General features: G+C 70.1%; 29 protein-coding genes and 1 tRNA gene. 25 read left to right on the top strand and 5 right to left on the bottom strand.

All coding sequences use genetic code 11. The annotated features are described in order from the left end of the window. The first annotated feature begins 3 nt into the window (after positions 1-3). From JOD49_RS15425 to JOD49_RS15315, 23 genes are all read left to right on the top strand, one after another. Positions 4-1,608, top strand: coding sequence for a hypothetical protein (locus JOD49_RS15425; RefSeq protein WP_205307946.1), 1,605 nt, complete (start codon positions 4-6; stop codon positions 1,606-1,608). A gap of 38 nt (positions 1,609-1,646) precedes the next feature. Continuing rightward, a complete protein-coding gene (locus JOD49_RS15420) occupies positions 1,647-2,669 on the top strand; it encodes a phage minor head protein (protein ID WP_205307945.1) in 1,023 nt (340 codons plus the stop codon). A gap of 165 nt (positions 2,670-2,834) precedes the next feature. Further along, on the top strand, positions 2,835-4,073 hold the full coding sequence (locus tag JOD49_RS15415) for a hypothetical protein (protein ID WP_205307944.1): 1,239 nt from the start codon (positions 2,835-2,837) through the stop codon (positions 4,071-4,073). 1 nt (position 4,074) lies between these two features. Further along, positions 4,075-4,410, top strand: a complete 336-nt coding sequence (locus JOD49_RS15410; RefSeq protein WP_205307943.1) for a DUF2190 family protein — start codon at positions 4,075-4,077, stop codon at positions 4,408-4,410. Positions 4,411-4,423: 13 nt separating this feature from the next. Continuing rightward, complete coding sequence (locus JOD49_RS15405) at positions 4,424-5,539, top strand: phage major capsid protein (RefSeq protein WP_205307942.1); 1,116 nt, start codon at positions 4,424-4,426, stop codon at positions 5,537-5,539. A 26-nt stretch (positions 5,540-5,565) separates the two neighbouring features. Next, on the top strand, positions 5,566-5,970 hold the full coding sequence (locus JOD49_RS15400; RefSeq protein ID WP_205307941.1) for a hypothetical protein: 405 nt from the start codon (positions 5,566-5,568) through the stop codon (positions 5,968-5,970). Then, a complete protein-coding gene (locus tag JOD49_RS15395; protein WP_239526474.1) occupies positions 5,970-6,419 on the top strand; it encodes a DUF6093 family protein in 450 nt (149 codons plus the stop codon). Before JOD49_RS15400 ends, JOD49_RS15395 begins: the two co-directional genes overlap by 1 nt. Continuing rightward, entirely contained in the window at positions 6,416-6,784 is a 369-nt protein-coding gene (locus tag JOD49_RS15390; RefSeq protein WP_307822578.1) for an HK97-gp10 family putative phage morphogenesis protein, read from the top strand. Before JOD49_RS15395 ends, JOD49_RS15390 begins: the two co-directional genes overlap by 4 nt. Further along, positions 6,781-7,200 (top strand): hypothetical protein, encoded by a 420-nt coding sequence (locus JOD49_RS15385; RefSeq protein WP_205307939.1) that lies wholly within the window; start codon positions 6,781-6,783, stop codon positions 7,198-7,200. The genes JOD49_RS15390 and JOD49_RS15385 overlap by 4 nt, the downstream gene beginning before the upstream one ends. Before the next feature lie 66 nt (positions 7,201-7,266). Next, on the top strand, positions 7,267-7,452 hold the full coding sequence (locus JOD49_RS15380; RefSeq protein ID WP_205307938.1) for a hypothetical protein: 186 nt from the start codon (positions 7,267-7,269) through the stop codon (positions 7,450-7,452). Positions 7,453-7,458: 6 nt separating this feature from the next. Further along, the gene (locus JOD49_RS15375; protein ID WP_205307937.1) at positions 7,459-7,980 is read left to right on the top strand and encodes a phage tail tube protein; all 522 of its coding nucleotides are present in this window, start codon (positions 7,459-7,461) and stop codon (positions 7,978-7,980) included. A 101-nt stretch (positions 7,981-8,081) separates the two neighbouring features. Then, positions 8,082-8,777 (top strand): hypothetical protein, encoded by a 696-nt coding sequence (locus tag JOD49_RS15370; RefSeq protein WP_205307936.1) that lies wholly within the window; start codon positions 8,082-8,084, stop codon positions 8,775-8,777. 32 nt (positions 8,778-8,809) lie between these two features. After that, complete coding sequence (locus tag JOD49_RS15365) at positions 8,810-9,073, top strand: hypothetical protein (RefSeq protein ID WP_205307935.1); 264 nt, start codon at positions 8,810-8,812, stop codon at positions 9,071-9,073. A gap of 81 nt (positions 9,074-9,154) precedes the next feature. Further along, positions 9,155-12,388 (top strand): phage tail tape measure protein, encoded by a 3,234-nt coding sequence (locus tag JOD49_RS15360; protein ID WP_205307934.1) that lies wholly within the window; start codon positions 9,155-9,157, stop codon positions 12,386-12,388. Continuing rightward, complete coding sequence (locus JOD49_RS15355; protein ID WP_205307933.1) at positions 12,388-13,236, top strand: hypothetical protein; 849 nt, start codon at positions 12,388-12,390, stop codon at positions 13,234-13,236. The genes JOD49_RS15360 and JOD49_RS15355 overlap by 1 nt, the downstream gene beginning before the upstream one ends. Beyond that, on the top strand, positions 13,236-14,411 hold the full coding sequence (locus JOD49_RS15350; protein WP_205307932.1) for a hypothetical protein: 1,176 nt from the start codon (positions 13,236-13,238) through the stop codon (positions 14,409-14,411). The genes JOD49_RS15355 and JOD49_RS15350 overlap by 1 nt, the downstream gene beginning before the upstream one ends. Then, on the top strand, positions 14,404-15,315 hold the full coding sequence (locus JOD49_RS15345) for a hypothetical protein (RefSeq protein ID WP_205307931.1): 912 nt from the start codon (positions 14,404-14,406) through the stop codon (positions 15,313-15,315). The genes JOD49_RS15350 and JOD49_RS15345 overlap by 8 nt, the downstream gene beginning before the upstream one ends. A 1-nt stretch (position 15,316) precedes the next feature. Beyond that, positions 15,317-15,868: a hypothetical protein gene (locus JOD49_RS15340; RefSeq protein ID WP_205307930.1), complete on the top strand. Its 552-nt coding sequence runs from the start codon at positions 15,317-15,319 to the stop codon at positions 15,866-15,868. Then, the gene (locus tag JOD49_RS15335) at positions 15,865-16,176 is read left to right on the top strand and encodes a hypothetical protein (RefSeq protein WP_205307929.1); all 312 of its coding nucleotides are present in this window, start codon (positions 15,865-15,867) and stop codon (positions 16,174-16,176) included. The genes JOD49_RS15340 and JOD49_RS15335 overlap by 4 nt, the downstream gene beginning before the upstream one ends. Before the next feature lie 66 nt (positions 16,177-16,242). After that, positions 16,243-16,938 (top strand): M23 family metallopeptidase, encoded by a 696-nt coding sequence (locus JOD49_RS15330; RefSeq protein WP_205307928.1) that lies wholly within the window; start codon positions 16,243-16,245, stop codon positions 16,936-16,938. Positions 16,939-16,951: 13 nt separating this feature from the next. Further along, positions 16,952-17,314 carry a hypothetical protein gene (locus tag JOD49_RS15325; protein WP_205307927.1) on the top strand — a complete coding sequence of 121 codons (363 nt, stop codon included), beginning with the start codon at positions 16,952-16,954 and terminating at the stop codon, positions 17,312-17,314. A gap of 90 nt (positions 17,315-17,404) precedes the next feature. Beyond that, complete coding sequence (locus tag JOD49_RS15320) at positions 17,405-18,340, top strand: hypothetical protein (RefSeq protein WP_205307926.1); 936 nt, start codon at positions 17,405-17,407, stop codon at positions 18,338-18,340. 26 nt (positions 18,341-18,366) lie between these two features. Continuing rightward, positions 18,367-18,969, top strand: coding sequence for a hypothetical protein (locus JOD49_RS15315; protein WP_205307925.1), 603 nt, complete (start codon positions 18,367-18,369; stop codon positions 18,967-18,969). A 548-nt stretch (positions 18,970-19,517) separates the two neighbouring features. Here JOD49_RS15315 and JOD49_RS15310 read toward each other — a convergent pair. Next, positions 19,518-19,760, bottom strand: coding sequence for a hypothetical protein (locus JOD49_RS15310; protein WP_205307924.1), 243 nt, complete (start codon positions 19,758-19,760; stop codon positions 19,518-19,520). After that, entirely contained in the window at positions 19,760-19,939 is a 180-nt protein-coding gene (locus tag JOD49_RS15305; RefSeq protein ID WP_205307923.1) for a hypothetical protein, read from the bottom strand. Before JOD49_RS15305 ends, JOD49_RS15310 begins: the two co-directional genes overlap by 1 nt. Before the next feature lie 307 nt (positions 19,940-20,246). On the opposite strand from JOD49_RS15305, the gene JOD49_RS15300 reads away from it, so the two are divergent. Both JOD49_RS15300 and JOD49_RS15295 read left to right on the top strand, forming a co-directional pair. Beyond that, complete coding sequence (locus tag JOD49_RS15300; protein WP_205307922.1) at positions 20,247-20,504, top strand: hypothetical protein; 258 nt, start codon at positions 20,247-20,249, stop codon at positions 20,502-20,504. A 49-nt stretch (positions 20,505-20,553) separates the two neighbouring features. After that, positions 20,554-20,805, top strand: a complete 252-nt coding sequence (locus JOD49_RS15295) for a hypothetical protein (protein ID WP_205307921.1) — start codon at positions 20,554-20,556, stop codon at positions 20,803-20,805. 146 nt (positions 20,806-20,951) lie between these two features. Here the strand turns inward: JOD49_RS15295 and JOD49_RS15290 are convergent. The 3 genes from JOD49_RS15290 to JOD49_RS15280 form a co-directional block, all read right to left on the bottom strand. Further along, positions 20,952-21,027 (bottom strand) — tRNA-Ala (locus JOD49_RS15290). A 107-nt stretch (positions 21,028-21,134) separates the two neighbouring features. Further along, entirely contained in the window at positions 21,135-22,550 is a 1,416-nt protein-coding gene (locus tag JOD49_RS15285) for a SepX/GlpR family protein (RefSeq protein WP_205307920.1), read from the bottom strand. Between the two features lie 81 nt (positions 22,551-22,631). After that, on the bottom strand, positions 22,632-23,297 hold the full coding sequence (locus JOD49_RS15280) for a GNAT family N-acetyltransferase (RefSeq protein WP_239525231.1): 666 nt from the start codon (positions 23,295-23,297) through the stop codon (positions 22,632-22,634). Positions 23,298-23,415: the final 118 nt, after the last annotated feature.

The following is a 23,415-nucleotide window of genomic DNA, read 5'->3' as shown; positions in this document are numbered from 1 at the left end:
GACGTGTTGCGCATCCGCCAGATCTTCGGCATCCAGGAGTCCCCCGTCGTGACCGCCGCCCTCGAGCGTGCGCGCATCGCCGAGGAGAACGTCGAGCTCGCCGTCGAGTCGATGGCGGACCTCGAGCGCGCGCTGGACGACCGCGGGTGGGACGCCCTCAACGCCACTGGCGAGCGCGAGTTCTCCCGTGAGGGCCTGCGTCGCAACGCGCAGACCGCCCGGGTCATGGCTGTCGCGAACCCCCTCATCAAGCGTGGCCTGTCCATCCGTCAGGCGTACGTGTGGGGGCAGGGCGTCCAGATCCAGGCCCGCGCCACCGGGAAGAACGAGAAGAACACGGCCGAGCAGGACGTGAACGCCGTCGTGCAGGCCTTCCTCGATGACCAGGGCAACCGTGCCGCGTTCACTGGCGACCAGGCCCAGGAAGAGCTCGAGCGTGCGCTCGGCACCGACGGGAACGTGTTCCTTGCCTGCTTCACCTCCCCCCTCACGGGGTTCGTGCAGGTCCGGTCGCTGCCGTTCGACGAGATCGTGGACGTCATCACCAACCCGGACGACCTCGACGACCCGTGGTTCTACAAGCGCGTCTGGACGCAGACCCGCATCGGGAACGACGGCCGCACCACGACCGAGAACCTGACGGCGTTCTACCCCGCGCTGACGTTCCGTCCCGCGACCCGCCCCCGCACCATCGACGGGTATCCAGTCCACTGGGACTCCCCGGTCCACCACACCAGCGTGAACCGCCTCGACGGGTGGAAGTTCGGCATCGGCGACGCCTACGCCGCGATCACCTGGGCTCGCGCCTACAAGGACTTCCTTGCCGACTGGGCCACGCTCATCAAGGCGCTGTCGCAGTTCGCGTTCCGCATGACGTCGAAGGGCTCCAAGGCGCAGAAGGCTCGCGCCGCGGTCGCTCGCCGCCCCGGCGGGTCCGGCATCCCTGGCAACGAAAACAGCGTCGGTGCGACCGCGGTCATGAGCCCGGACACCACGCTCGAGGCGATCCCGAAGACCGGCGCCACGATCGACTCCGAGTCCGGTCGCCCGCTCGCCGCGATGATCGCCGCTGGCCTCGGCGTCCCCGTTACGACGCTCCTCGCCGACCCGGGCCAGACCGGTGCCCGTGCCGTCGCCGAGACTCTGAACCTCCCGACCCGCCTGGAGATGACGCAGCGCCGCTCCCTGTGGGCTGAGACCGTCCGCAGCATCGGGCAGTACGTCATCCTCCAGGCGGCCAAGGCGCCGCGTGGACCTCTGCGCGGCACCATCACGCGCGACTCGTTCACGGGCCGGGAGGTTCTCGTCCTCGCCGGTGACACCGACACCACGATCGAGATCGACTGGCCCCCGATCGACGAGGTCCCGCTCAACGTCATCATCGAGGCCATCGCCAAGGCCGACTCCACGCGCACGCTGCCCCCGATCCAGATCGCGAAGCTGCTCCTCGCCGCGCTCGGCGTGAAGGACGCGGACGAGATCATCGACGACCTCACGGACGACCAGGGGAACTGGCTCGACCCCTACAAGACGGTCGGGCAAGCCGTCGGGGACGCCGCCACTGCAGCGTTCCGCAGGGGTACTGACCCGTCCGAGGCGGTGCGCTGATGGCCGTGAACCGGGAGACGCAACGCCTCCTGCGGTCCATGCGCGTTGCCCTCGACAAGACGGTCGACGCCGCGACGAATGACCTCGTGAAGGCGTGGGTCTACGCGTGGGACACCCTCTCCCACGACTGGGAGCTCGCCCTCACGGACCTGATCGCGCAGGCGCAGGACGGCGCCTGGCCCACGCGGGCGACGATCTACCGTGCGGAGCGGGTCCTGCGGACCCTCGACGCCACGCAGGCCGCGCTTGAGCGGCTCGCTCGCGAGGCCGGGGTCCGGATCGTCGAGGACCTGGCTGCGATCGCGGCAGAGTCCGTGGAGTGGCAGGCGCGCCTGACCGCGTCGCAGATGCCCGCCCAGGCCGGCACGCAGGCTGTCCTCGGCGCCCAGTTCAACCGGGTCGAGGCCTCCGCGCTCGAGGCGATCGTGGCGCGCACGACGGAGCAGATCACCTCGACGCTCCTGCCCTTGTCCGCAGAGGCCGCCGCGTCGCTGAACGCGGCCCTGCTCCGCGGGGTCGCGCTCGGCGAGAACCCGAAGTCGGCGGCGAGAGCCATGCTCAAGCGCATCGAGTCGACCTTCAACGGTGGCCTCACGCGCGCCATGAACGTGGCCCGCACTGAGATGCTCGACGCTCACCGCGGCGCCGCCTACGCGCAGGACCAGGCCAACGCTGACGTCCTCGCGGCGTGGGAGTGGCATGCGGCCCTCGACCGGCGCACGTGCCCGTCCTGCCTCGCGCAGCACGGCCGCCAGCACCCGATCGACGAACCAGGGCCCTACGACCACCAGCAGGGCCGGTGCGCTCGTGTCCCGGTCACGAAGTCGTGGGCCGAGCTCGGGTTCACCGGGATCAAGGAGCCGAAGTCGCTCACCCAGGACGCCCGCGCGTGGTTCGACGCCCTGCCGGCGAAGGACCAGCTGCAGATCATGGGCCCCGCCCGACTCGACCTGCTCAAGTCCGGCGACATCGAGTGGGACGACCTGTCCCAGCGCCGCACCGCGACCGGGTGGCGCGACACCTACACCGTCACCCCGGTGTCAGCCCTGGCGTCGTCCTGAACCGGTCGCCTGGCCCCTCGAACGCGGTCGAGCCGCACCGGGAGCACTCGTGCTCCAGATGCGCACCATCACGTCCCAGCACCGCGCCCGTGAACACCCACACGTGTTCGACGCAGTCGACCTTGTCGGCTTCGCTCACCGCCCCATCATCCACCGGAGGTACCAGTGACGGTAACCCTGGCCGAATCTGGCCTCGCCGAAGCAGCGGCCCCCACCCACGGGCCCGGCCGCATGAACGTGCAGATCATCAACCCCGGTTGGGGGTCCTCCGGGTACTACTCCCAGGACGTCCTCGAAGCCGCGGCTCGCGACCGGATCTTCCCCGCCGGCACGCACATGTACGTCAACCACCCGACCGCGACCGAGAACTACGAGCGCCCCGAGCGAGACCTGAACACGCTCGCCGCGGTCCTCGCCGAGGACGCCCACTGGGACGGCGGCAAACTCGTCGCCGAAGCCGTCGTGTTCTCGAACTGGCGCGAGCCCCTGACCGAGATGGCCGAGGCGATCGGGGTCAGCATCCGCGCCGCCGCCGAGGTCGAGGAAGGCGAGGCCGACGGCCGCAAGGGCCGCATCATTACACGCCTCGTCGAGGGAACCTCGGTCGACTTCGTGACCAAGGCCGGGCGCGGCGGCAAGATCCTGCAGGTCCTCGAATCCGCCCTCGCCGGCGTCTCCGAGGCGAAGGCAAACGATCGCCGCGAGCAGCTCTCGATGCTCCTCAAGGACGCGTACAGCGCGGAGAACACCTGGGTATGGATCCGCGATCACGACGACACCGCACGGACCGTGTGGTTCGAGGTCGAGACCGGTGAGGACGCGGGCATCTACCAGCAGTCCTACGACGTGAGCGACGACGTCGCGACCACGCTCACCGGCGACCGCATCGAGGTGCGCGTCCGCACCGAGTACGTGCCCGTCGCCCCCGCAGATGTCCCGAGCCGTCCGGCCGGGCAGACCACCGCCACCGAATCCCAGGAGGGAACCATGGCAACGACCCAGATCGAGGAGAGCCGCCTGGCTCAGCTCGAGACGGACGCCGGCCGGGCCACCGTGCTCGAGTCCGAGCGCGACACCGCCCGCAAGGAGACCGCCGAGGCCCACCGCGAGGTCGACACCGAGCGCGCCGCCCGCATCATCGCCGAGTCCGACCACGACTTCAACGACCTCGAGACCGCGGGCCTCCTGGCCTCGGCTCCGCGCATCGCTGAGTCCGGCCGCCTCGACACCGACGCCTTCACCAAGGCCGTCGCCGAGCACGCCGCGAAGATCGCCGAAGCCCAGGGCGCAGGCAGCGTCCGCGGCCTCGGCGGCAGCACCACCCCCAGCGGCGCCGCCCCGAGCGTCGCCGACGTCGACGAGTCGATCGCCACCGCGTTCGGCCGCTCCGTGAAGGAGGCGTGACATGAGGAACCTCATCTTCAACGAGGCGCGCAAGATCTCGCTGCCCGTTCCCGCCGACACCAAGTCCGGCGCCCCCGTCAAGGTCGGCTCCCTCATCGGCGTCACCGCCACCGCGGAGGGCGAGGGCGGCAACGCCGAGGGCTACGCCACCGTCTGGCGTGAGGGCTCCTACGAGCTCCAGGTCGCCGGTGCGATCGCGTCCGTGGGCCTGCCGGTCTACATCACGAGCGCGAACGCGCTCACCGCCACCGTGACCGACAACACCCTGTTCGGGTACTCGCACGGCACCAAGGGGACCGGCACCGGGCCGCTCCCGGTCATCCTCGCCCAGGTCTGAGAAAGGACCCCTCATGACCATCTCCAACGTGGGTGAGGCGTTCGGCCTCACCGATGCCGGCACCATGCTCGGCAACAGCCCCACCCAGCGCCGCCAGTACTCCCCCGCCCGGGCCAAGGCCATCGTCGAGGCCGCCGAGCTGTGGGGCCGCGCGTGGGACGGCAACGACCGCGCAGCGCTCCTCGTCAAGGAGGCCCTGTCGACGTCGGACCTGTTCCGGTCCGTCACCGGCGACGTCCTGGACCGCGAGCTCCTCACGAAGTACAACGACACGCCCGCGCAGTGGACCCAGTGGGCCACGCGCGCGAGCGTGAAGGACTTCAAGCCGAAGAAGCTCGTCGACATCCTCGGCGGCCGCGAAGCCCTCGACGAGGTGCCCGAGCTGTCCGAGTACCCCGAGGGCGTCCACGACACCGACGAGTACGAGATCTCGGTGAAGAAGTTCGGTCGCCGGTTCGGGTACTCGTGGGAGGCGAGCATCAACGACGACATCGACGAGCTGAAGCAGATGCCGTCGAACTTCGCGATCGCCGCCACGGTCACCGAGGACAAGGTCGCGAACTCGCTCCTCGTGACGAGCACGGGCGCCCCGAACCCCGGGTTCTTCAAGACCGCGAACGGGAACGCCCCCGAGACGAAGGTCCTCGACCACGACAACCTCTCCGCGGCGATCACGAAGGTCTCCACGAAGGAGGACGCCGAGGGCGAGATCCTCGTGCCCGGCGCGCTGATCCTCGAGGTCGGGCCCGCGCAGGAGATGAACGCCCGCCGGCTCCTCAACGCGACCGAGGTCCGGGTCACCAACGGCGGCAAGACGACGCTCGAGCCGAACTGGCTCAAGGGCGCCATCACCCTCGTCGTGAACGCCCGCCTCAAGGGCACGGCCTGGTTCGTGCTCCCCGCCCCGACGGCACCCCGCCCCGCGTTCGCGGTCGCGTTCCTGCGCGGCTACGAGACGCCGGACATCCGCAAGAAGAACGACCAGGGCACGACCGTCAGCGGCGGCGCGCTCGGTGCCGACGCGGGGTCGTTCAACGAGGACGGCGTGTACTTCCGCGTCCGCCACGTCGCCGGTGGCGCGAGCCTCCTGCCGACGCACACCTACGCGGCCACGGGCGCCTCGTCCTGACCGTCCACTGAGCGAGGAGGCGCACCATGTCGATCGACTACACCACCCCCGTAGGGCAGGTGCGCCTCCTCACCGCGGACGTGAACGAGGGCGCGTTCCTCCTCTCGACCGAGATGCTGACGGGCTACCTCGCCCTGAACGGCGTCCCCGCGGATGAGGCGGAACCGGCCTCGTGGTCCGTGAAGCGGGCCGCGGCGGACGCCCTCGACGCGATCGCGACGTCCGAGGTCCTCGTGTCGAAGGCCATCAAGACCCTCGACCTGTCCACGGACGGTGCGAAGGTCGCCGCCGAACTCCGAGCCCAGGCTGTGGCGCGGCGCAAGGCGGCGGACGAGGAAGAGGCGGCAGCGGAGGACGGGTTCTTCGGCGTTGTGGAGTTCCACCCCTACCCATCCCGCGGGCCCGAGCTCACCGAGCGGGTGTGGCTCTGATGCCGTTCCCCGGAACCACGGTCATCCCGGCCGGGTGGGCCGCGCACCACAAGCCCGTCACCGAGGGCGCCATGGGCGCGACGTGCCGCATCACCACCGGCGGCGCTGGCGGCTGGGACCCCGGCACCGGTGCCACCGGCCCTGGTGCGGAGACCGTCCTGTACGAGGGCAAGTGCCGCATCCAAGCCCAAGCGACCACCCCCACTACAGGGGACGCCGCGGGCCAGCTCGTCACCCAGCACACCTACCTCGTCGTCATCACCGCGGACGCCCCCGTGATCCCGACCGGCGACGCCGGCGCGAAGGTCCGCATCCTCACCGTCGACGCCAACGGCGACAGCGCGCTCCCCGGCCGCACCCTCACGGTCTCCGACGCCCGGTACTCGTCCCTGCGGTGGGAGCGAGACCTGACCTGCATCGACGACCACACCAACCAGGAGGCGTCGTGAGCTTCAGCATCGACGCGTCCGAGCTCAACGCCCTCGCCGCGGACCTCTCGAACGTCGCCGGCAAGATCGGGCCCAAGGTGCAGACCGTCATGCGAAAGACCGCGCGCGACATCGAGGCCGACGCGAAGGCGTTCGCCCCGGTCGACACCGGCAACCTCCGGTCCAGCATCGGCCACTCCGACCTGCGCACGGTCGGGCAGTCCGGCACGCTCGAGGTCGAGATCGGGCCCACCGCGAACTACGGGGTCTTCGTCGAGTTCGGCACCTCCCGCATGGCGCCCCACGCGTTCATGGGCCCGGCGTTCGATCGCCGCTCCCCCGGGTTCGTGTCTGCGCTCGAGGACATCGTCGGGGAGTTCCTGTGACGAGCGCGGCTGAGCTGCACACCGCGGCCCTCGCGCTCCTGCGGGCGGTCCCGACCATCGGGGTCTACGACGGCAAGGTCCCGGACAGCCCGCCAGCGGACGCGGCCGGGCGCACCTACCCGTACGTCGTCGTGTGGCCCTCCGCCGGGCACTACCCGAAGACGGAAGCTGGCGCCCTGGACGCGACACCTGGCGACGAGCTCACCTGGCCCGGCCAGTTCACCGTCGCCGCAGGCGAGCCCCTGTGGGTCCTGCAAGCCGCGGCCCTGGTACGAAAGGCCCTCGCGGGCAAGCACCTCACCCCGCTCACCGGACCCCTTGTCGAGGACGAGGTCTCGGTCCCGGTCCAGGTCGACCCGGTCGTGAAGCCCGCCCGGTTCTTCGTCCCGATGATCTTCCGCACCACCGGCGCCTGACCCACCACCGACCAGCCCCCGTCGACCGGCGCGGGGCCCGTACCCATGCCCAGAAGGAGGCCAGTCATGGCTGAGTTCGTCGACGCCTACGACAAGCGCACCGGGGAGAAGACGCGCGTCCCCGCGCACTTCTTCGACGTCCCGTCGCTGTCGCGGCACCTCTCGAAGACCCCCCGCCAGTCGGCGGCGGACAAGGCCGCGACCGCGGCGACCACCACCAAGACCCCGGCCGCCGGGGACAAGAAGGAGTGATCCGGCATGCCTCGTTCCCTGGCTGACGGCAAGACGAAGTTCACCATCCTCACGACGAAGCCGGCCGACCCCGCGAAGCCGACGGCCGCCGAGCTCAACGCGGGCATCGACGCGTCGTGCAACCTCATGGCGTCCGACTTCCTGTGGGGTGCCACCGACTCGGACAAGGTCGCGGAGAAGGCGCTGTGCGTCGAGAACAACGCGAACAGCCTCGGCGCATCGAACTACCAGGTCGGTCTGACGCCGTTCCGGTACTTCGACGCCACGACCGGTGCGTCCGCGACCGACGAGGGCGACGACGTGTTCCAGGCACTCAAGGCCAAGGGCACGACCCTCTACGGGTACGCCCGCAAGACGTCGAAGAAGTCGACCGAGGCGTGGGCCGCGTCCGACGAGATCTACCTCGGCGGGGAGTTCCTCACCGACGAGCCGCAGCCCCCGTCGGACCTGGGCGGCTTCGTGAAGTGGCGTGTCCCGGGCGAGATGCAGGCTGCGTGGCCGTTCATCACGGTCGCGGCTGGCGCCTGACCTCCTGACTCCGGCGGGCCCGTTCTTCACGGGTCCGGGCCCGCCGGTACCCCTTCGCCACCGACCCGTGACAGCAGCACCCGAGACCCGTGGAGAGACCCGTGAACGAGAACCAGAGCACCGACAGCACGCCCGCCGACTTCGACATCCTCGACTGGATCCAGTCCGGCACGATCGCGCGCCGCGAGGTCCCGATCTACAACGACCCCCGACTCGTCGAGGAGTACGAAGCCGTCGAGGCCCGCCTCGCCGAGGCCGGGTGGGTCGAGACCGACGCCGCGCCCCGCTCCCGTGACGACGACCGATCCGAGGCCACCCTCGGCGACACCCACACGGACGAGATCGCCGAGCTCCTCGCGCAGCGTGACGACATCGCCGCCCGGTGGGAGCAGTCGAAGTCCCTGTGGACGGTGCGGGCCGTCTCCCAGGACGAGGTCGATGCCTCGTTCGACGTCGTCCCGGTCCCGAAGCAGCCCCTGCCCCCGAAGCAGTTCGACGCCGCGCCGGACAGCGTGCGCGAGGCCTTCCTCGAGAAGGCACGCCTCGCGCAGCAGGCCGCCGCGCAGGCTGCCGAGGACCGCAAGCTCGCTGTCATCGCTACCGCCGTCGTGAGCATCGTGACCGCCAAGGGCACCGCCGAGGGCATCACGCTCGACGCCCTCAAGACGCTTCGGTCCCGCCCTCACGGCAAGCAGTGGATCGACCGCCTGTACGACGCCGTGAACGCCGCAACGTCGACGGACACCGAACTGCCCCGCCCTACGTCGAACGGGCGCTCCGCGAACGTCCAGGCCTAGTCCTGGCGCTCCAGGCCGCCCGCGCCTGGAGTGTGCGCCCGACGAAGTACCTCAAGAAGTGGTCCGCCGTCGACCGGACCCTCGCAGAAGCCCTGCTCCTGCACGAGAGGGCGTTCGACCCGCACGGCATCCCGTGGGAGGTCGCGCTTGACCCCGAGAAGGGGTCCTGGCTCGACGTCGACGAACGCATCAACTGGGCGTCCGCCGCCGTGGAGAACTGGCGCGCCCAAGGCAGCCATGAACCAGGCGCCTACCCGGTCGTGATCGACACCCGCAAGAGCGACCCAACCGAATAGCGCCCACACCTGGGAGGTGTCATGACCGACCGGACCGTATCCGTCCGCCTCCGTGCTGAGGTTGCCGACTTCAGGCGGCAGATGGCCGAGGCGACTCGCGCGGTCGAGGGCGTCGGTCGTGGGAGCGAGGACTCGGCTGCTCGCGCGGACACGGCCCTCGGTCGCATGGTCCAGTCCGCTACCCGGAACCAGCAGGCGTGGGATCGAGCCGGCACGACCCTGACCGCATTCGGTGCGGTCACGACTGTCGCGCTCGGCGCCACCGTCAAGGCCGCGATGGACTGGGAGTCCGCCTGGACTGGGGTCCTCAAGACCGCCGACGGGTCGGGCGCGCAGCTCGCGGCGCTCGAGAGCGACCTGCGCAACCTCGCCACGACGCTCCCGGCCACGCACCAGGAGATCGCTGCGGTCGCGGAGGCTGCCGGTCAGCTGGGCGTCGGTGTGGACTCGGTCGCGTCGTTCACGAAGACGATGGTCGACCTCGGCGAGACGACGAACCTGTCGGCCGACGAGGCCGCTACGGCGATCGCGCAGATGGCCAACGTCATGGACGCCTCCCTGCTCTCGAGTAAGGACGGCGTCTCACGGTTCGGCGCGACTCTCGTCGCCCTCGGCAACGACGGCGCGTCTACCGAGAAGCAGATCCTCGAGATGGCCCAGCGCATCTCCGGGTCCGGCAAGCTCGTCGGCGCGTCCGAGGCCGAAGTCCTGGCCCTGTCGAATGCCCTCGCCTCGATGGGCATCACGGCCGAGCTCGGTGGCGGAGTCGTGTCCCGCATCCTGCAGGACATCTACTCCGCGGTGAAGGAAGGCGGCCCCAAGCTCTCCCAGTTCGCCGCCCTCGCCGGGCAGTCGGCCGACGACTTCGCGAAGGCGTTCGCTGACGACCCGGTGCGCGCTCTCGACGCCGTCGCGCAAGGCCTCAACGGGGTCGATGCGTCCGGCGGCAACGTCGTGGCGACCCTCAAGGACCTCGGCTTCCTCTCGACCGAGGAGCAGCGTGTCCTGCTGCAGCTCAAGGGTGCCGGCGACCTCCTCACGGACTCGCTCGACCTCGCGAACGCGGCATGGGCGGAGAACAGCGCTCTGCTCGACGAAGCGAACAAGCGGTACGACACCGCCGAGGCGAAGGTCCAGATCGCGAGGAACGCGATCAACGACGCCGCGATCACCATCGGCGACGCGCTCCTCCCCGCCGTTGCCGCCGGCGCTGAGGCCATCGCGGACCTCGCCAACTGGTTCGGGTCCCTGCCGGAGCCCGCGCAGCAGGCGATCGGCGGCATCGGTGGCCTCGTCGGCGTGACCGCCCTCGCGGCAGGCGGCTTCCTGCTGCTGTTCCCCCGCGTCATCGAGACCGTCACCGCCTTCAAGACCCTCAACGCGACCAGCCCAGGCGTCGCAACCGGGCTCACCAGGGTCGGCAAGGCTGCGGGCGTGGCCGTCGCGCTCGTCGGTGTGGCCGCTGCCCTGAACGAGATCAACGCCGCTTCCTTCGACGCGGTGCCCTCCGTGGAGCAGATGACACGGGCGCTCCTCAAGGCGGAGGGCGTCAAGGGCGTCCAGGAGTCTTTCACGGGCCTGTCCGAGACGTTCGACGACATGAAGGGGGCCGCAGACCGGCTCTTCACGGACAACATCAACACCTGGGCGGACCGCAACATCGGCGGCCTGCTCGGGCTGTCCACAGCGACCAGCAAGGCCGAAGAGGCCTACGCACAGCTCGGCAGCACCCTGGCCGTCGTGTACTCCTCGAACCCAGAGGAAGCGGAACGTCGGTTCGCGGCCGCACTGCGTGAGACGGGCCGCACCCGAGACGAACTGCTGAGCATCATGCCTGCCTACGCAGACGCGATCGCTGAGACGGACAACACCCAGAAGCTCGCTACCGAGAGCGCCACAGGCGTGTCGGCCGCGCTCGATCTCATCGCCGAATCGGCGCCGTCCGTCACCGAGGCCCTGGCCGAGTGGATGAAGATGGTGGGCGACGCGGACGCATCGTTCTCCGACATCGCTGGCGCCTACCAGGGCGTCATCGACAAGAACAAGGAAGTCGCGCAGGCGACCGCGGACGCCACGAAGTCGTCGAAGGACTCCTGGGAGGACTTCTACGACGGCACATCCGTATCGATGGCCGACTGGATCGCAAAGCTCGAGGAGCAGGCCAAGGCCCAGAAGAACTGGCAGGACAACATCCTCGCCATCACCTCCGAGATCCGCACCCAGATGCCGGCCGACATGGCAGCAACCGCGGACGCCATGATCGACGAGCTCATCGCCCTGGGACCCGAAGGGGCCGCGGCACTTCAGACGTTCCGCGACGCGAACGCCGAGGAGCGGCTCCGACTCGTCGAGGCGTGGGCCGGCACCGGGACGGAGATCTCGGAGGACTTCGCGACCGAGCTCGATGCGGCGCGCACCCCCACGCTCAACCTGGACACATCACCTGCTTCGATCGAGGCTCGGATCCTCGCTGGGGAGCTGCATGTCTTCGGTGAGTCGGTGAGCCCGTGGGAGATCACCGCGAACAGTGACTCGGCCGCTATCGAGGCGCAGATCCTCGCGGGCGAGCTGTACGTCTTCGGCCAGTCTGTCTCCCCGTGGGAACTACGTGCTGATGCGTCGAAGGCTGACGCGACGGCCCAAGGGACTGTCAACGCGTTCGGGCAGATGGTGCCCGACCCGTTCAACCTCAGCGCTGATCCGTTCAACGCGAACCAGACCACGAGCGCGTGGCTGAACACTCCCCGCAGCACGTCCGTCTCGGTCAACGCCGACGTCAGCCCCGCCGAACGGGCCGTGGGGCGCGCGATCGCGGCGATCAAGATGATGACTGCCGTGATCCCCGGGATTCCCGGAGGCTTCACCGGTGGGCAGGTCGGTGGCATCGCAGGCTTCGCTGCTGGCGGTCAGGTTCCGGGCACCCCGCCGTCGGACCCGACGCACGACAACGTGTTCGCGATGACGGAGCGTGGCCGTCCGCTCATGGTCCGCTCGAAGGAGTGGATCCAGCCGCAGCCCGCAGTCGAGTACTACGGGGCCGGCGTGATGCGGGCCCTGCAGTACCGGCAGATCCCGAAGTCCGTACTTGCGGGCTTCGCCGCCGGTGGTTCACCGTCGGCTCCCCAGTACGCCTCGGCGACCGCCACCCAGGCCGCCGCTCCTGCCCAGACGTTCGACCTCACCGGCCTGCAGCTGGTGGGGACGCTGATGGTGAACGGGATGGAGGCGCGCATGGAGGCGGTGGCGGTGGGCGTTGTCGACGCGCGCGACCGGTCCGACGCTGGCACGAGGCAGACCGTGGGAAGGACTCGCTGATGGGCATCTCGGTGGAAGTCCTCCCCGATTCGGGGGCGCCGCAGGTCGGTGTGACGGTGACAGGGTTGGCCCCTTCGGGGGACTCGGTCGTCAGCGTGCAGGTGTCGTGGGACTCGGGCCGAACGTGGCACGGGGTCCGCGGCGCTGAGCGCGTCGTGGTCACGGGAGGCGACTTCTTCCGTGACCACGTCCCGCCACTGAACGTCCAGGCGACGTATCGCCTGGTCGTGCACTCGGGTGCGTTGACGCCGTCGCCGCTCGAGGCGACAATCACTGTCCTGTCTACCTGGGTGTGGATCCAAGATCCTCTCAACCCGAGGGGCGCGGTTCAGGTGGAGTGCGTTCGTACCGGAGCTGGGCTGATGCTGATGACCGGCACGGCCACGCGGATCGTGCGACGCCAGGCCGTGGACCTCACGACTGTCGAGGGCGCCCGCTATCCCGTCGCGTCCATCGGCGTCCGTCAGGCCCCGGCCGGCGTGCCGCTCGCACTCCGAGCGGTCGCAGCGTCGCAGGGAGCGCTCATCAACGCCATGCGTGATCTGCTCGATTCGTCGGGGCAGGTCGTCATCCGCGGATTGCCGTCCGACATCCCCCTTGACGCCGTCGCGCATGTCACCGCGGGCGACGTCGAGGAGGTCCCTGTTGTGGGTGGGCTCCTCGGCTTCCGCAACGACTGGGCACTGTCGGTGACCCAGGTGCGTCCGACGGCGATGCGGATCGCCATCCCGTGGTGGACCTACGACCAGGTCCGGGCCTTGTGGTCCCCGCGTTCTTACAACGCCGTCAAGGCCACCCGGCCTGGCGCGACGTACATCGACTGGTCCCGAGACCCGGAGGTCCCCTGATGCGCGTGCAGTCCACCGAGCTCGACGCGGAGATTGCTGGCACGACGCAGGGTGACCGGCTCGAGGTTCATGCCTGGCGCGACGGGCAGGTCGTTGCTCGGGACCTGCAGGCGTCGGCGTGGTCGTTGGCCCATGACGCGGACCGTCAGGTCCAGGGACAGGCCACGATCACGGTCGCGGACCCGGACGGCACGCTTGCACCATGGGGCATGTCGGACCCGCTAGGTCCCGGTGGTTCGCGGCTACAGGTGACGTGGATCTCGGGCCTGTCCGGGGTTCGTGTGCCGCTGGGGTGGTGGCGGATCCGTCGCCCGGACCCCCGGGAGACGTGGTTGACGTACAACCTCGACGACGGGCGGGCCGTGCGAGTCGCGGGCGGTGGGTCGGTCACGATCCAGGCCGACGAGCAGACCGCGACGATCGTCATGGACCGGCTCGACGCCGAGGTCGTCACCGAGTCGACCTGCGTCACGGAGGTGCGGCGCCTGCTGCGCGACATCTGCCCCGTAGTCGCCCACCCTGACGTGGTCGACGGCCCGGTGCCCGGCTCGCTGGTGTACGGCGAGTCACGCATGGACGCGGTCGAGGACCTGCTGTCCGCGATCGGCGCCGTGTACCGGATGGGTCCGGACGGCGCGCTGGAGATCGTGCCCGCCGCCGGGGTCGGCCCGGTGTGGACACTGGCCGGCGGCGAGGACGGAGTCCTGGTAGGTCTGGCCCGGTCACTGTCCGACGAGGGCATGTACAACGGCGCGATCAGCACCGGACAGACCCAGGACGGACAACCGCTGATCGGGCGCGCGTACCTCAACGCCGGGCCCCTGCGCTGGGGCGGCCCGTTCGGGCGCGTCCCCATCTTCCACCGCTCGATCGCGACCACACAGGCCGGGGTCGACGCCGACGCGGCAACCGTGCTGACGAACCGCATCGCCTCCGGTGAGGTCGACCTGCCCGTGACGTGCCTGACCCACCCCGGCCTGCAGATTCAGGACCGGGTGATCGTGATCGCGGCGACCGTCGCTGGTGAGCTGCCACTGGAAGGACGGGTGGTCGGGATGCGCATGACCTCGGCCACGTCCGACTCCGGCACGACCCCGGCGAAGAAGATGACCCTCACCGTCCGGGTCTCAGCCGAGGCGCTGGAGACTGTCGCGGCCCGGGTTCGCCGTGGGTGACCTGTCCGTCGTGCGCCTGCGCGCCGGGGTCGTCGTGACGCTCGAGGGCGTCCCGGGGCACGCGGTCAACATCGACGGCTCCACGCCCCCTGTCGCGTGGCCGGCCGGGTACATCCCGACCGTGGGCGACCCGGTCCGGGTCCTGATGGTCGACGGTGAGGCCGTCGTCCTGGGTCCGGTCATCCGCGACGGCCTGCGCCCCCTGACCGGGACGGTGCAGGGCGCCGCGACCTCGGGGACCGTGCCGGTCACCACGACCGCAGGGCTCCTGCAGTGCCGGTACGTCGGCACCGCCCCCTCGATCGGGTCCCTGGTGCGCCTGGACTGGCAGTCCACGGCCCCGTGGATCTGGCCCTCGGCCGCCGCCACGATCCCCCCGCCCCTGCCTGGCGGCGGCGGGACCGCGCCCGAGCCCCCGCCCGTCTCGACGTCCGGCACCCTCACGGTCACCGCGATCGACTCCGGGTCGTGGCAGGTCGGCGGCAGCTGGGCGTGGGCCGGGACGGACGTCTACCAGTGGCGCTACGGGTCCGCACGCGAGAACCGCGGCGCGTGGTTCTACGGGGCCGCGGCGTCCCAGCTCGCGGGCGCCACCATCACCGGTGCCCGCATCCGCCTCGGCGCGCGCCTGCGCATCGGCAACTACAACGGTGCAGCCGCCCTGCACCTGTACCGGCACACCAACCCCGGCCGCCCCGACGGCGACGTCAACCGCGCCGCCGGACCTCACGACATCACCCTCGGTCCGAACGCCGGGCCCGGCTGGGTGACGATCCCCACCGAGTGGGGTCAGGCGCTCATCTCCGGTGGCGGCATCGCCGTGACCGGCTCCCCCTACGTCGGCATCGCTGGTGTCGGCTCCGACCCTGCCTCCGGGCAGCTACAGCTCGACTGGAGGCGCTGACATGGCGACCACACCCACCGGCCTCGACGTCCCCGCCGGCACCGACCCGTTCGACCCCGACGGCGATCTGCGAGCTCTCGGCGCCTCGCTCGAGGGGCGCATCATCGTGCCCGTCCCGAACAAGACCGCCCGCGACGCCCTCGCCGCCACGCTCAATCCCACTGCGTCCGAGCCGCTGTACGCCCACCGCACCGACGGCGGATCCAGCGGAGCACTGGAACGCACAGTCGACGGCACCACGTGGGAGGCCGTCGACCGGCGCATGGTGATCCGCGCGGCCGACGGCACAAGCCCGCCCGCAGGCGCCGTCCCCCTCATCCAGACGTTCCCCGTCCAGGACAATGTCGGCGCGAACGGGGTCCTGACGGTGAACTTCCCGACAGCATTTGCCAAGGCGCCGATCGTCCACCCGACCACCGTCCAGGGCGCATCCGTCAATCCGGTCGTCGACTCCAACGGCGTCACGGCCACGAACGTGCGCCTCGTCTGGCCTGGCATGGCCGCAGGCAGCACCGTCCGAGTCCACGTGACGGCATTCGGGTGGGCCCCGTGACCCCACCCGAACAGCAGGCCGAATCCGTCCCCGTGACCCTCGCTCGCCTCGAGGGCAAGGTCGACGCGGCCCTGGCCGTGCAGACCGCCCGCCTCGAGGAGCACGCCCGCCGCCTCGACGCGACCGACCGCACCGCCGCCGCGCACTCCGTGAGCATCGGCGAGCTGCAGCAGGCCGCCGCTGCCGGCACCCGCGCAGGGACCTCGGGCTGGACCATCGCCTCGGTCGTCGTGTCATCCATCGTCGGGCTCGGATCGCTCCTGGCGGTCCTGCTCACGCTCGTGCGCATCGTCCCGGGCGCACCCTGACCTCACCCCACCCACGGCCCCGCACGCGAACCGCGTCGGGGCCTTCGTCATGCCAGGAGGCAGACCATGTCGTGGCACCGTCCCAACGCCCCCAGCGGGAAGATCACCAGCCCGTTCGGCCCTCGCGGCCCGATCCCGGGCGCGCCAAACGCGTCCCGCGACCACCTCGGTGTCGACCTGCGCGCCGGGACCAGCGGCGTCTCATCCGACATCTACGCCGCCGCGCCCGGCACCGTGCGCCGCATCTACAAGACGCCGCTCGGCGCGTGGGTCCTCGAGCTCGACCACGGTGGCGGCGTGTGGACCCGGTACGCGCACATGCAGCGCGCCGGGATCGCCGTCGCCGCCGGGGCCCGGGTCGCCGGCGGGCAGCGCGTCGCCGCGGCCTCCAACTCCGGCGCCCCGACCGTCCACCTGCACTTCGAGGTCCTCGTCGACGGCCGCCAGGTCGACCCCGTCCCGTACCTGCGGGCACGCGGCATCGACCTCACCACCACGACCGTCTCGCGCCCCGGCGCGAGCATGGGCCAGGTCAGCACTCCCACCATTCCGGGGCGCCCTGCCCCTCTCACCCCCGTCCAGGAGGACGACATGCTGCTCATCCGTGACAACAAGACCGGCGCTGTGATGCTCGTCCTCGGCGGCATCGGCTCGGCCGTCTCTGGCCCCGACTACGCGGCCTACCAGCGCGCCGGCATCCCCGTCGTCGGCGTCAGCGCCGAGGGCTACGACACCGCCACCAAGCGCTACCTCCACCGCTGAGAAGGGATCGACCATGACCACCATTCCTACGCACCCGATCTCCGACCGCGCCGTGTCCTACCTGCGCACCGTCGTCCCGGTCCTGTGGGGCTCGGCCGTCGCCGCGATCCTGCGCGCGACCACCCCGCACCTCCCCGGCGACCTCGGCACCGCCCTCGCCGACTGGCTCAGCTCCGAGACCACGCTCGCACTCGTCACCGCCGCGGCCATCGCCGCCTGGTACGCCCTGTGGCGCTGGGCCGAACCCCGCATCCCCGACTGGCTCACCCGACTCGTCCTCGGCTCCGCACAGACCCCGGTGTACGTTCACGACGCGGAGATCGGCGTCCTCGAGGAGTACGTGCCGCCGACGTCCGGCGCACCGCTGGCCGGGTGAATTCTGGTCGGAACTTGTCCACGGCGTGACGGTCGCTGCTCGGCGGGCATCACGTTCCGGTACGCTCCCCGCGATAGCGAGGGGGCCAACGTGGCACACATTCTGAACGCGTACATGATCACCGTGCGGAAGAAGCAGAGCAAGGAGACGCTTCTCCTCGGTAACTTCGACGGCAACGGCGCGGACCTCCTGGCCGAATTTGAGGCGTTCTTGAGGGCTCCCGAGCACAAGGACTGGCACGACCCGGAGGCCGAAGCGGCCGCACGCGTCGACCAGGTCTACTCCCCGACTCCTGATGCTCCTGGCGTGCTCGCTGCCTGGGTCAAGGCTGGGGAGATGGGCGTCACAAGCGAACTCGTCCGGACCGATGACGATGCACTGGGCGCCGAGGTCGTGTTCCAACGCCAGCCCGAACACGCAGAGCTCATCCCAGTTCTGATGCTCCTACAGCTCCCGGGCACTCACCGGCACGGATTCCTCGTCGCCCACTCCCCCAAGGGGCGAGGCGTCAAGACCAAGTTCTGGACTCGCTTCACCACCTGGTTTGCCCAGCGCCACCCCGACTACAAGGTCGACATGCCTCGCACGATTCCCGAGGGCTTCCAGAAGCGCCTGCTGGAAGAGGAGAGCCTCAAGAAGGTCACCTTGACCCGCTACCGGAAGCCCAGCGACTTCGCCGCCTCGGAGAACCAGTGGCTACGCGCCGGCGATCTCGGCAAGATCGTCACGACGATCCAAGCCGCTGGACGCATGGGGTTCCTCAAGAAGACAGGTCTCAAGTCGGCCCTCAAGGACGACGCCGACCTCAGCCACCTGCTCACCTTCCAGGGGGAGGAGTACGACGAAGTGTCGACGACCTTCCGAGACGGCAACGGCCGCGATCACACGCTGATCATGAAGGGAAAGCATGTCCCACGCGGCGGCTACGATGTCACCTCTCGCGTGAAGGAGGACGAGTACGGGAACCCTACGTATGAGTCGCTCCGAGAGGCGGCCCTCGACTACCTGACTATCCTGGACGGGTAGGACCTCAGCCACGAAAGGCGGAGACCGTGAAGATCGACCCTCGCGACATCGCCGAGAAGATCGACCCTCGCGACATCGTCAAGAAGCACTACCGGACCCTCTACGACAACCGGAACGGCAGACCCAAGGCTGGTGACTACGCACTCTTCCTCGGAGCACCCGCCGTGGTGTGCAGTTTGCCCTTCTGGACCGGGGTCGCCGTGGGGTCGACGTCAGGACTGCTCGCGGCCAGTTCTGTACTGGGCGGGCTCCTCTTCGCGCTCCTGATCCTGGTGCTCGAGATGGCGGCTGGGACCGCCGCAAGTGCCGAACAAGGTGGCGTCACGACCAGGATTCTTCGCCGCGTCAAGGTCCTCTCCGAGCTCTCGGCGAACGTGTCGTACAGCGTCCTCATCTCGATCGTCCTCACCATCATCCTGACGGCAGGCGAGTTCATGCTTCCCGCAGGGATCGCCCCGATCCCTGGCCAGCCGATCATCCAGCCCGTACAACCAGCTTCGTTCACCGCGATCGCCCTGTTCTTCCTGGCACACTTCGTGATCACCCTCGCGATGGTCCTCAAGCGAACGTTCGCTCTGACGCAGCGCGAGCTCGAACTCGCTGCTGTACCCGTCGAGCGACACAACTAGGCTCACACGACGAACGGCCCCGCCTTCCCTCGGGAGGGCGGGGCCGTTCGTCGTGTGAGGTCAAGTTCAGGAGTCGGTGCGGTTCTTCCATGTGTAGCGACGACGACGGCGTGACCACCCTGAGCCTCGTCCGTGCCAGGTCACACGCACCTGTGTGGTCCCCGATGCGGGGCGGATGGTCAGTGTCGCGACTTCGCCATCAGCAAGTAGGCGGCGGGTGAGGTTGTCCTTCACGATGGCACCTTCGACTCTGTCGGCCTTGACATCCCACATGTCACCTCGCGCCCGACACTCGAGGACCCAGTGGCCTGGGCGGAAGTTCCCCGACCGCATGCCCGTACTGGTCGCTACCGCCCACTGAGGAGAGGGCGACCACTTTGCCTCGACCGCCAGCTCTGGTGACCTTCTACGCCCGACGGCCCACGCGACCAAGACTGCAACAATCGCAACGGCGACTCCGCCGGCGGCGATCCAATCACCCAAACCCATGGCGCGATGCTACATGTATGAGCATGCGCCGACGTCATCAGTAGGGCTGCCAAGGGCGCCTACCCGACAAGACCAGCCCTCCGCTCTGGCGTGAGAGCTCCACTGGGGCTCTCACGTCCGACGTCGGTGAGGTAGTCGATGAGGCGGTCGCGGTCGACGCCGCGCAGGACGAGCTCGACGCCCGCCCGCACGACGTCGGACTGCGCCACCCCGGCGGCGGCGGCGATGGCCTTGAGCTCGTCGCTGTCGGCCTCGGAGACCTTGGTTGCTGCGGCTACGCGCCGCTCGCCGGGGCGGGGCATCAGTCGGCCGCCTTGCGGTGGGCCCACCACAGGGCGAGGCTGGTCGCGGCGACCCATGCGACGCCGAGAGCGATCCAGGCCGCGGGGTAGGCATCGGCGAAGAACACCGCGAGCGTGGCGATGGTGATGCCGGAGACCGCGGCGGCGCGGACGCCTGGGTCGTGCAGGTACTTCCTCATCTGTCTCTTCCTTCCTCGTGTCTCCAGGTGGGAGGATGGGTCCCGGGCCGGGGGTACTTGTTCTACCCCCGGCCCGTCCGTCACTTCCTGTGACGACCCTTCGGTGGTTTCTTCGGCCTGCTGTTCCAGGCTTGGTAGATCGTGACGATCAGCGTCAGGATCGAAACCACCAGTGCGGCTATCTCCACCGCATCCCTCCTCTCTGTTGTTGTAGTAGTAACACTATCCTTGTCGGTGGATAGTGTCAACACTAAGGCGAGGCCGAGCGGGTGAAGTCGTTCGAACACATGTTCGATACGCTTGTCTCGTGAGTAGACCGACCGGCAACACGTCCTTCCCGAAGCGGGCCCGCACGCTGAGCCCGAAGCAGTACGGGCGCGACGTGACGACGCCGGAGACGCCGACGCCGGTCCGCGCGTGGATCGTGACGATGGAGGGCGACGAGCTCGAGATCGACGCCGACGCGATCGCCTGGACGAAGCGTGCCGTGCACATCAGCTACATCGACCGGTTCGAACGCCCGGACACCGCGTGGGTCTGGGCCGGCGCCGTCGTCCGGCGCTGACCATGTGGACAACCCGAGCAGCCCGTCCCGCCGTCGAAGGATGTAGAGCATGACCCGCGCGCCCGAGTCCCGCGACTTCTCCATGCTTGTCGTCAACGCTGGCGGGGCCCTCCGCATCACACAGCACTACGACCCGCCGCACCGGGCCCGCGTCACGACCCACACCTACGGGCGCGGCGAGCAGACCTACGAGCTCGACGTCGTCGCCCGCTCGGGGTCATGGCTGTGTGTCCGCCAGAGCGCGCCCGGCTGGCCCGAGTGGCTCGCGTGGGTCCCCGTCGCGCACTGCACCCGGATCTAGCTGAGCACATGGCAGAGCGTGGGATCGGGCGCACGACGATCCGACTTGAAGCGCCAGGGACGATTGGCTGTCGACTTGGCTGTCGGACCGACAATCTGCCCGGAACGACGAAGGCCCGGAACCGTTACGGTTCCGGGCCTTCGGCCTGGTGGAGCTAGGGGGATTCGAACCCCCGACCTTCTCATTGCGAACGAGACGCGCTACCAACTGCGCCATAGCCCCAGAGCGATGCCTACATTAGCACCCGTCCCCCGGCCCCGGAAAATCCGCGCCCTGTCGGACCTGGCCGTGCGCGGACCGGCGCGGCCCCTGGCCCAGGACGGGACCTGTCACCCGCCCGAGACGCGGCGGCGGGCCAGGATCTCGTTGAGGTCCAGGCCCAGCGTCTCGGTCTTGGGCTTCTTGTCGTCGCCCGCCGCGGGGGCGGCAGGACGGGTCGACACCGGAGCGGCCGGCACACCCGGCGCCACCGGTGAGCCGGTCGCCCCAGCGCCCGTCGTCTCGGGAGCAGGGCGTGGCGTGGCGGCCGGCGCGACGGGTACTGCGAGCTGTACCGGCGGGACGCCGGACTCGGAGGCGGTGGGCTTCATGGTGTACGTCGGGCGCGGGACCGGCACGGGCTCCCAGGCGCCGCCGGGGTCGCCGTCGGCGGGCGGCGCAGAGCGCTCGGGACGGGGTGCCTCGTCGGATGCGGTAGCGACGGGAGCGACCGCGACGACCTCGGCCCCGGCCCCGGCCCCGGCACCCTCCCGGTCCTGGTCGTCGAACAGCTCGCCGCCGCTCGTGCCGGACCGGGGTCGGGCTAGGTCGGGCTCCGGTTCGACGCGTGCGGTCGACCCCGCCGAGGACTTCCGGTCACGCGTGCGCGCAGCGCCTCGTTCGAGGTCGGCGGGCGTGACGCGCGGGATCATCTGGGTGCTCGTCTGCGAGGGGCGCACGGCGTGCCCCGTGACGCGCGAGGAGTGGACGTTGCGCGGAGCCACCGGACTGCCCTGCACGGGCCCCCGCGAGGCGCGTGCGGCCTCTCTGGCGGCGGCGCGCCGGTCCGCGAGCCACGCGGTGTCCGCCCTGCGTGCGGCGAGCACCGCCTGGCGGCCCAGGACGAGGACCAGGGCGAGCGCCGCCGTCGGGCCTGCGGCCGCGTACCAGGACACCAGACCGAAGCCGACCGCGACCCACGCACCCGCGGTCGCGAGCAGCAGCAGGATCGTCAGGACGAGGCGGCGCCGCGCCGCCTTGGCACGGCGCTCGAGCAGGGCGATGCGGGACGGCGAGGGGGCCTTGCGGGCCGGGAACGGGTCGTCGAACCCGCCCTCGGCGCGCCGCCCGGGCGGGATGGACGGGCGAGGGTCTCCCGTGCGGACGTCGTTCTCCATGGTCTGCGGCCCCTCCTTCGACGACGGCCTGTGGCCGGTGCCACCGGCCGTGACCTGCTGGACTTCTCTCGGTGCGTCCGCGCCTGCGTCCGAGACACGCAGCAGGAGGCCGACGTCGGGCTCGGTCGCGACGGCCGGCCCGAGGAGCAGCGAACGCCCCTCGGCCCCCCCGAGGTGACCCGAGGACGCCCGGCGCTCACGCCTGCCCGACGCGACCCCCAGAACCCGCAGCGAGCCGGAGAACCGGTCCTCGACCCGCGAGTCCAGGAACTGCTGACGCTGCTTGACCCGGTGAGGTACGTAGTAGGCGAACCAGATCACGAACAGGGCAAGGACTGCCACGCCTGCCGAGCCCGTCGTCGATTCCACATGCCGACCGTAGGCGAGTCGCCAGGTGGGCTCCCGGACGCCGCACGGCGTGTCGGTCCTTTTCCCTGACCGGACCATGCACTATGGGGCGTCGCGACGTCGCTCCTGCCAGCGGGTCAGCAGCCCGTCCGGGACCTCCTCGGTCGTGATCGCGAACGTCCGGTGGTCGCACCACTGCCCCTGGATGTGGAGGTAGCGCTCACGCACCCCTTCGTCACGCAGGCCCAGCTTCTCCACGACGCGCAGGCTCGGGCCGTTCTCCGGGCGGATGTTGATCTCGATGCGGTGCAGCCCCAGGACCTGGAAGCAGTAGTCGATCGACATCGCGACCGCGGTCGGGATCACACCGCGTCCTGCGACGTGCTCCCCCACCCAGTACCCGATGCTCGCCGAGCACAGCGACCCGTACGTGATGCTCGACACGGTGAGCTGTCCGACGAGCTCGCCGTCCAGCTCGACCGCGAACGGCAGCGTCGTGCCCGCCCGCGCCTGGGCCGAGAGGATGCGCACGTATTCGCCGAAGGTCGGTGGTCCACCGCCCGCGCCGGGTCGGGGCGACGTCGCCTCCCAGCGTTCGAGCCACGACGCGTTGCGGGCGCGCAGCGTCATCCACGCGTGCCCGTCCTTGCGGCGCAACGGCCGCAGGACCACGCTGCCGTCGGTCGCGTCCTCGCGGAGCGTCACCGGCCACGGCTTGGACACGCTCCACGTCCGCGCGAGCTTGTTGGTCATTGTTCCCGTGCCCATCGATCGTCCGTCCCCGGCAGCAGAGCCCGAGACGTCGTGCCTTCGAGCACCAGGATCACCGACGCGACGCCTGGTGGACAGGGTGTATCACGACCTGACACGCAGGCACCAACAGCGG

The sequence above is a fragment of the Oerskovia jenensis genome (genome assembly GCF_016907235.1).
Taxonomy (GTDB): Bacteria; Actinomycetota; Actinomycetes; order Actinomycetales; family Cellulomonadaceae; genus Oerskovia; species Oerskovia jenensis.
Note: the sequence above shows the minus strand (reverse complement) of the source record. Positions and strands in the feature narration are given on the sequence as shown.

Coding starts and splice junctions, on each gene's coding strand:
- JOD49_RS15420 (WP_205307945.1), top strand. CDS start 1,647: ATGCGCGTTGCCCTCGACAAGACGGTCGACGCCGCGACGAATGACCTC.
- JOD49_RS15410 (WP_205307943.1), top strand. CDS start 4,075: ATGAGGAACCTCATCTTCAACGAGGCGCGCAAGATCTCGCTGCCCGTT.
- JOD49_RS15405 (WP_205307942.1), top strand. CDS start 4,424: ATGACCATCTCCAACGTGGGTGAGGCGTTCGGCCTCACCGATGCCGGC.
- JOD49_RS15400 (WP_205307941.1), top strand. CDS start 5,566: ATGTCGATCGACTACACCACCCCCGTAGGGCAGGTGCGCCTCCTCACC.
- JOD49_RS15395 (WP_239526474.1), top strand. CDS start 5,970: ATGCCGTTCCCCGGAACCACGGTCATCCCGGCCGGGTGGGCCGCGCAC.
- JOD49_RS15380 (WP_205307938.1), top strand. CDS start 7,267: ATGGCTGAGTTCGTCGACGCCTACGACAAGCGCACCGGGGAGAAGACG.
- JOD49_RS15375 (WP_205307937.1), top strand. CDS start 7,459: ATGCCTCGTTCCCTGGCTGACGGCAAGACGAAGTTCACCATCCTCACG.
- JOD49_RS15360 (WP_205307934.1), top strand. CDS start 9,155: ATGGCCGAGGCGACTCGCGCGGTCGAGGGCGTCGGTCGTGGGAGCGAG.
- JOD49_RS15355 (WP_205307933.1), top strand. CDS start 12,388: ATGGGCATCTCGGTGGAAGTCCTCCCCGATTCGGGGGCGCCGCAGGTC.
- JOD49_RS15350 (WP_205307932.1), top strand. CDS start 13,236: ATGCGCGTGCAGTCCACCGAGCTCGACGCGGAGATTGCTGGCACGACG.
- JOD49_RS15340 (WP_205307930.1), top strand. CDS start 15,317: ATGGCGACCACACCCACCGGCCTCGACGTCCCCGCCGGCACCGACCCG.
- JOD49_RS15330 (WP_205307928.1), top strand. CDS start 16,243: ATGTCGTGGCACCGTCCCAACGCCCCCAGCGGGAAGATCACCAGCCCG.
- JOD49_RS15325 (WP_205307927.1), top strand. CDS start 16,952: ATGACCACCATTCCTACGCACCCGATCTCCGACCGCGCCGTGTCCTAC.
- JOD49_RS15310 (WP_205307924.1), bottom strand. CDS start 19,760: ATGCCCCGCCCCGGCGAGCGGCGCGTAGCCGCAGCAACCAAGGTCTCC.
- JOD49_RS15305 (WP_205307923.1), bottom strand. CDS start 19,939: ATGAGGAAGTACCTGCACGACCCAGGCGTCCGCGCCGCCGCGGTCTCC.
- JOD49_RS15295 (WP_205307921.1), top strand. CDS start 20,554: ATGACCCGCGCGCCCGAGTCCCGCGACTTCTCCATGCTTGTCGTCAAC.
- JOD49_RS15280 (WP_239525231.1), bottom strand. CDS start 23,297: ATGGGCACGGGAACAATGACCAACAAGCTCGCGCGGACGTGGAGCGTG.